Annotated in this window: 5 protein-coding genes and 1 pseudogene; 2 read left to right on the top strand and 4 right to left on the bottom strand. The window is 67.9% G+C overall.

Annotated features, from left to right (window positions below; genetic code table 11):
• The 4 genes and pseudogenes from LL06_RS23295 to LL06_RS23280 all read right to left on the bottom strand — a co-directional run.
• A pseudogene (locus LL06_RS23295) lies at positions 1 to 368 on the bottom strand (hypothetical protein); the annotation flags it as partial.
• A gap of 311 nt (positions 369 to 679) precedes the next feature.
• Positions 680 to 1,282: a peptide-methionine (S)-S-oxide reductase MsrA gene (gene msrA, locus LL06_RS23290; RefSeq protein ID WP_035532666.1), complete on the bottom strand. Its 603-nt coding sequence runs from the start codon at positions 1,280 to 1,282 to the stop codon at positions 680 to 682.
• Between the two features lie 97 nt (positions 1,283 to 1,379).
• On the bottom strand, positions 1,380 to 1,721 hold the full coding sequence (locus LL06_RS23285) for a carboxymuconolactone decarboxylase family protein (protein ID WP_035532663.1): 342 nt from the start codon (positions 1,719 to 1,721) through the stop codon (positions 1,380 to 1,382).
• A gap of 146 nt (positions 1,722 to 1,867) precedes the next feature.
• Positions 1,868 to 3,205 (bottom strand): MFS transporter, encoded by a 1,338-nt coding sequence (locus LL06_RS23280; protein WP_035532660.1) that lies wholly within the window; start codon positions 3,203 to 3,205, stop codon positions 1,868 to 1,870.
• A gap of 283 nt (positions 3,206 to 3,488) precedes the next feature.
• Here LL06_RS23280 and LL06_RS23275 point away from each other — a divergent pair, with 283 nt between their 5' ends.
• Both LL06_RS23275 and LL06_RS23270 read left to right on the top strand, forming a co-directional pair.
• Positions 3,489 to 5,363, top strand: a complete 1,875-nt coding sequence (locus LL06_RS23275) for a GGDEF and EAL domain-containing protein (protein ID WP_081964155.1) — start codon at positions 3,489 to 3,491, stop codon at positions 5,361 to 5,363.
• Between the two features lie 158 nt (positions 5,364 to 5,521).
• On the top strand, positions 5,522 to 6,667 hold the full coding sequence (locus tag LL06_RS23270; protein ID WP_035532657.1) for an aminotransferase class I/II-fold pyridoxal phosphate-dependent enzyme: 1,146 nt from the start codon (positions 5,522 to 5,524) through the stop codon (positions 6,665 to 6,667).
• The last annotated feature ends 41 nt before the right edge of the window (positions 6,668 to 6,708 follow it).

Raw genomic sequence — 6,708 nt, 5'->3', positions numbered from 1 at the left:
CGCGAGGCGGCGCGATAGCCGCCGGTCCATTTGGTCAGCGACAGGAACACATCGCAGGTCGATCCTCCGGTGCCGGCCGACCAGCGGCCGATCAGCGCCTCGCGGGTGAGCTCGGGCGCATTGGCCGCGGCCACTTCCGGCGCGACCGTGGGGGTCGGCGCAGTCGGCGCCGCGGGGAAGGAAGTGGGGGAATTCATGTCCGTGCCCGTGCCGGGGGGCGGGAGCTGGCCCGACTGCACGCCGCCGACCGGCGCCGGCATCAGCGGCGCCGGCTGCTGCTGGGTGTTCAGTCCGCCGAACGATGTCCGCTGGCATCCGCCAAGCACCGCGGCAACCGCGACTGCGACCAGCAAGGTTTGCATCTTCATAAGTAAGCTCCGGTTTGGCGAAACCTGCGCTTCGCTGTTCGTTCATTAAAACCCATAAAATGGTTACGGAATGGTAATTGCAAGGCAGTCCACCCCCTCCTCCCCCGGCAATCAGGCAAAATTCCGGCGCTGATGGCGGCTCTGCACCACTTCTTTCACCCCGGCCGCCCGATTCCGGCGGCCGATGCGCGGAATTCCTGCCCCCCAACGGTTTGCCGGCTCAACCGTTCCCGGCCGCCTGGGCGATTTTTCACGTCGCGCACGGGGGTCCCGGAGATGGCGATGTTAATGGCGGGGGGCGGCCTGGCCGCCTACTTGTCCACGCCCTTGAAGGCTTCCCCGCCCCACAGCGAGGTGACCGCGGCGTCGCGGCCGCAGGCGCGGCGGTAATAGGTGTAGCGCACCGGGCTCTTCCGGTAGAAATCCTGATGGTAGTCTTCCGCGGGCCAGAAGGTCGCGGCCGGCTCGATTTCGGTGACCACGGGCTTGCCCAGCGCCTTCCCGGCTTCAGCTTTCGCCGCCTCGGCCTCGGCCTTCTGCTTGTCATTTAGCGCGTAGACGGCGGTGGTGTAGCTGTGGCCGCGGTCGCAGAACTGGCCGCCACCATCGGTGGGATCGACGGTCCGGAAGAAGGTCGCAAGCAACTCGGCATAGCTCACCACCGCCGGATCATAGGTGATCTGCACCGCCTCGCGATCGCCATTGGCGGTGTGGGATTCGTAGGTCGGATTGTCGGCCTTGCCGCCGATATAGCCCGAGACGGTTGCGGTCACACCCTTGACGTGATCGAAATCCTTCTCGACGCACCAGAAGCAGCCGCCGGCGAACACCGCCGTGCCGCTCTCCTGCGCCCCGGCCGGGGGGACGGCGAGGACGATTGTCATCAGGGCGGATGAAAGCAGCAGTCTGAGCATGGCGGTCTCCTCTTTGGGGCGAGCCTAGGCCAGATCGCGCATTTCGCAACTCACGCCTCCGCACAATGCCGTGAAACCGCGGCCTGCGCGCCCTGTCTCAGGCGGTGGCGTCGAACGCGTCCAGCGCCTCGGCGCCATAGATCATCGACGGCCCGCCGCCCATATAGACCGCCACCCCGATGGTCTCGACGATCTCCTCGCGGGTGGCGCCGTGCTTGCGCGCGGCCTTGGCGTGGAAGGCCAGGCAGCCGTCGCAGCGCGCCGCAATGCCGATGGCGAGCGCGATCAGCTCCTTGGTCTTGGAATCGAGCACGCCCGGCGCGATCGCCGCCTGTGCCAACTGGCCGAACGCCTTGGACTGTTCGGGCAAGGCCTTGCGCAATTCCGCCATGCGCGCGTTGGTCTGATCGGTGAAGCTGGTCCAGTCGGTTGCGGCCATGGGCGTCTCCCTGTGCGTGATCGATGGGTCGGGTGATCGGAGACCCATCCCTAGCAGCCCGGTCGGAGGGAGGACTTGATTGCGGTCAAACGGCGCGCGAAATCCCTGCGCCATGGTGACGCGCCGGACACTGCCGGCGGCCCCGCCTATCCGTGGGTCGGCCAGGCCCTGTGCTCGTCGTCGATGACAAAGACATGCCGATGCCGCGCATCGGCAGCGGGATGTTCCCGCAGATGCGGATGGTCCGCCGGCAGGTCGGCATGCCGGTGCTCGACCACCAGGGCATCGCCGGCGGGCCAGACCAGCACGGCCGCCAGCGCGCCGGCCAGGCCGATGGCTCCGAGGATCGCCATCGCTTCCCCCAGTCCCAGACCCGCGCCCGCCCATCCGGCGATCGGATAGGTCACCAGCCAGCACAGGTGCGACAGGGTGAACTGGGCCGCAAACAGCGCCGGACGGTCCTCCGCATGGGCCGAAATGCGCAGCAACCGGCCGGACGGCGTCAGGATCGCCGCATAGAACATGCCGCTCAGCACCCAGAGCAGGAACAGCACGGTCCACGACGGCAGGCCGTACAGCATCTGGTAGAGCCCGTGGCCACAGGTCAGGCCGGCCAGCAGGATGCCTGCCGCCAGCATCAAGGCGCGATCGGGCCAGGTTTCGAGCAGCCGTGGCAGGGCCAGGGCCGCGAGCATGGATCCGCCCCCGAACGCCGCCATCATCATCGCCACCGCGGCGCCGCCCCCGCCATAGCCGGAGCGGACGATGACCACCGTGTTGACCAGCACGAAGGCGCCTGCGGCGGCGGCCGAAAGATTGAGCGCCAGCAGCCCGCGCAACCGGGGCGTCGCCACATAGATGCGGATGCCGCGGGTCAGGCGGTCGAGAAAGGACCTCTGCCGGGCGCCTGCCGGCGTGGCCGGAATGACGGCCGTGAAGACCAGCCATGCCGAACCGATGAAGCCCACGACCGTGCCGGCGAACAGCCAGTGAAAGCTGACAAGGACGAGCAGCAGCCCCGCCAGCGCCGGGCTCAGCAGGTTCTCCAGGTCATAGGCCAGCCGCGACAGCGACAGGGCTTTCGTGTAGTCGCGCTCGTCGGGCAGGATCTCGGGAATGGTGGCCTGGAACGCGGGCGTGAACGCCGCGGACGCCGCCTGGAGCACGAAGACCAGCGCATAGATTTGCCAGACCGCGTCGATGAACGGCAGCAGCAGCGCCGCAACCGCGCGGACGATGTCGGCGCCGATCAGCAAGCCTTTGCGCGGCCAGCGCGCGGCGAGCGCATTGGCGACCGGCGCCAGGCCGACATAGGCGATCATCTTGATGGCGAACACGGTTCCCAGCACGGCGCCGGCCCGGTCGCCGGAGAGGTCGTAGGCCAGCAGGCCGAGGCCGACCGTGAGAAGCCCGGTGCCGACCAGCGCGATCACCTGTGCGGAAAACAGGCGCAGATAGGCCGGATTTCTGAAAACCTCGATCATGGCGTCCCCCTGGCGCGTTCGACCCGATGGCTTCGAAGCTCCCCTGCATACCGTATCCGGCCTGGCGCATCCAGCCGCCGGATCGGCGGCGGCGCCGCTCGTTCGAACGGCGACGACCGGTCTCCGGCATCCCCCGCGCCGCGCCGGGGGCCCATGGGGACCCGCCTGCAGGGCGTGTCCCTGGCCTTCGCCATTAATCGTATCGTAATTCAAAACTGCTAGATCTGGCGTTTCGGCGTGGTGCGCAGGGCGCATCGGACTGAGCGCCGCAAGGGACGTGATCATGAAGAAGGCCATTGATCCGCCCGTCGAAGGGCCCGCCAGAAAATCCTCGCCTGCCACCCGCATGAGCCGGCAGACGCCGATGGACCGGCTGCTGGAAGCGAACGCCCGCGTGCAGATGGACGCGGCGGGGGCAGCCGTCCCGGAACAGCCGCCCGACGTGCCTTTCCGGGGCCTGCAGCAGAGCCCGGACGAAGAGCGGCTGCTGTTCCGCGCGATGATCGACCAGGTTCCCGACTACCTCTTCGTCAAGGATCCCGAGAGCCGCTTCGTCATCGCCAACCGCGCCGTGGCCGCCGATCTCGGCCGCGAGCCGGACGACCTCATCGGTCTCACCGATTTCGATCTCCACCAGCATGCGCTGGCCGGGAAATTCTTCGCCGACGAACAGGCCGTCATCCGCTCCGGCAAGCCGCTCATCGACATCGAAGAAATGGTGGTCGATTTCGAGGGCAAGGAGAAATGGTTCGCAACCTCGAAAGTGCCGCTGCGCGACGGCCACGGCCGCGTCATCGGCCTCGTCGGCGTCTGCCGCGACATCACCGACCGCAAGCAGGCCGAGGCGCAGATGCAGTTCATGGCGCTGCACGACGCGCTGACCGGCCTGCCGAACCGGACCCTGTTCATGGACCGCCTGGCCCAGGGCATCCTGCAGGCCGGCCGGACCGGCCAGCGGCTGACCGCGATCTTCATCGATCTCGACAATTTCAAGACCGTCAACGACAGCCTGGGCCACACCGCCGGCGACACGCTGCTCAAGGTGCTGGCCGAACGCATGGTTGCCGCGGTGCGCGCCTGCGATACGGTGGCCCGACTCGGGGGCGACGAATTCGTCATCCTGCTGGCCGACCAGGACCGCCCCGCCACCGCGTCGACGCGCGTGCTCGAGAAGATCCGCATGGCGATCGCCGAGCCGGTGATGATCAAGGGCCAGTCGTTTCGCGTCACCGGCAGCATCGGCGTGGCGGGCTATCCCGAGGACGGCGCCGACGCCGACGCGCTGCTGCTCAACGCCGACATCGCCATGTACGAGGCCAAGGCCAGCGGCCGCGACAATTTCCGGTTCTACAGCAAGGGCATCGACGAGGCGGCGCGCGAACGCCGGCTGCTGCAGGATCATCTCCTGGGAGCGATCTCCAGCAACGAGTTCGCGCTGCTCTACCAGCCGCAGGTCGACCTGGAGACCGGGCGGATTTTCGCCGTCGAGGCGCTGGTGCGCTGGAACCACCCGACGCTGGGCCAGATCTCGCCGGCGAGGTTCATCCCGCTGGCCGAGGAGAACGGCGTGATCGTCGCGCTCGGCGAATGGGTGCTGCGCGAGGCCTGCCGCCAGAATAGGGCCTGGCAGGATGCCGGCCTGCCGCCGATCACGGTCTGCGTCAATGTCTCGGCGCGGCAGATGAGCGAGGGCGACTGGGTTGGCCAGGTCACCGAGATCCTGCGCGAGACCGGGCTTGCCGCGCGCCATCTCGAGCTCGAGCTCACCGAGACCATGCTGATGCATGACGTCAACCAGGCGATTGCGGTGATGAAGGAGCTGCAGGCGCTGGGCGTGAATTTCTCCATCGACGATTTCGGCACCGGCTATTCGAGCCTGAGCGCCCTGAAAAGCCTGCCTGTCGTGCGCATCAAGATCGACCGCTCCTTCATCTCCAACCTGACCACCGACACCGACGACCAGAACATCGCCCGGGCGGTCATCCTGCTCGGCCAGAAGCTCAACATCAGGGTGATCGCCGAGGGGGTGGAGACCGAAGAGCAGCTTGCCTTCCTGCGCGACAACAACTGCCACGAGGTCCAGGGCTACTATTTCAGCAAGCCGGTTGCGCCCGAGGGCATTGCCGCGCTGCTCGGCCGCGACACCGCCTTTCTCTGAACCTCCGCGCCGTCGGGCTCATCCGGCAGGCTTGCGAGCCGCACCCGTCCAATCAGGCCGTTGATATTGTCCGCAGGACTAAATAGAGACAGGATCCAGGGCGGGACGCGGCGGGCGTCCGAACAATCTGGCCGCGGCCAGGGAAAGATCTGTCTCGCATGACGCTTCCCAACGACCTCAAAGCCTCCACCATCGCCGCCCAGGCCGGCGGCGCCATCGACATGCCCTCGGGCGGCGTGGTGCCGCCGGTGCAGCCCTCGACCACCTTCGTCCGCGACGAGGACTACGCGCTGGTCAATCCGGACAACATCTATGCGCGCGACAATTCCGACATCGTCCGCATCACCGAAAACGTGCTGGCCCGGCTCGAGGGCGCCGAGGAGGGGCTGCTGTTCCCCTCCGGCATGGCGGCGATCGCGGCGCTGATGCGCACGCTGCCCGCCGGCGCCGTCATCCTGGCGCAATCGGGCATCTACTGGGGCACCACCAAATGGCTGCGCGATTTCTCCGCCCGCCGCGGCATTGCGCTGCATGAGGTCGACGCCAGCGATGCGCAAGCGCTCGAGGCGGCCTGCGCCGAACTCAAGCCGGACCTGGTGTTCATCGAGACCCCGTCGAACCCCTGGCTCAAGACCGTCGACATCGCCCATGCGGCGTCCTGCGCGCATCAGGCCGGCGGGCTGCTAGCGGTCGATTCCACCGCCGCCACGCCGGTGCTGCAGCGGCCGCTGGAGCTCGGCTGCGACATCGTCATGCATTCGGCCACCAAGGGCATCAACGGCCATTCCGACGTGCTGGCGGGCGTGCTCGCCACGTCCAAGCCGGCGGCGAAGATCTGGACCGACATCAAGGCCGACCGCCACGACGCCGGCGCCGTGATCGGCCCCTTCGAGGCCTGGCTCCTGCTGCGCGGCATGCGCACTCTGCCGCTCCGGGTCGAGCGGATGAGCGCCTCGGCGCTGAAGATCGCCACCTGGCTGAGCGCCCACCCGAAGGTGACGGACGTCTACTATCCCGGCCTCGAGAGCCATCCCGGCCACGCCATCGCCGCCCGCCAGATGCAGGGAGGCTACGGCTGCCTGTTCTCGTTCCTGGTCGAGGGCGGCGCGGCCGAAGCGCTCGCCGTGGTGGGCAGGCTGAAGCTGTTCCACCGCGCGACATCATTGGGCGGCGTCGAGAGCCTGGTCGAGCACCGCCACACCATCGAGCCCCACACCGGCATCCCGCCCAGCCTGATCCGCGTCTCCGTCGGCATCGAGGACGCCGGCGACCTGATCGCCGATCTGGAGCAGGCGCTGGGGTGAGGCAGGCGGCTCCCTGATCTCCCCCCTTGCGGGGGAGATGT

Origin of the sequence: Hoeflea sp. BAL378 (assembly GCF_000759435.1) — a bacterium.
Classification (GTDB): domain Bacteria; phylum Pseudomonadota; class Alphaproteobacteria; order Rhizobiales; family Rhizobiaceae; genus Hoeflea.
Note: the sequence above shows the minus strand (reverse complement) of the source record. Positions and strands in the feature narration are given on the sequence as shown.

Excerpts from the sequence above, each read along its gene's own strand:
- LL06_RS23275 (WP_081964155.1), top strand. The coding sequence starts at position 3,489 with ATGAAGAAGGCCATTGATCCGCCCGTCGAAGGGCCCGCCAGAAAATCC.
- msrA (WP_035532666.1), bottom strand. The coding sequence starts at position 1,282 with ATGCTCAGACTGCTGCTTTCATCCGCCCTGATGACAATCGTCCTCGCC.
- LL06_RS23285 (WP_035532663.1), bottom strand. The coding sequence starts at position 1,721 with ATGGCCGCAACCGACTGGACCAGCTTCACCGATCAGACCAACGCGCGC.
- LL06_RS23270 (WP_035532657.1), top strand. The coding sequence starts at position 5,522 with ATGACGCTTCCCAACGACCTCAAAGCCTCCACCATCGCCGCCCAGGCC.
- LL06_RS23280 (WP_035532660.1), bottom strand. The coding sequence starts at position 3,205 with ATGATCGAGGTTTTCAGAAATCCGGCCTATCTGCGCCTGTTTTCCGCA.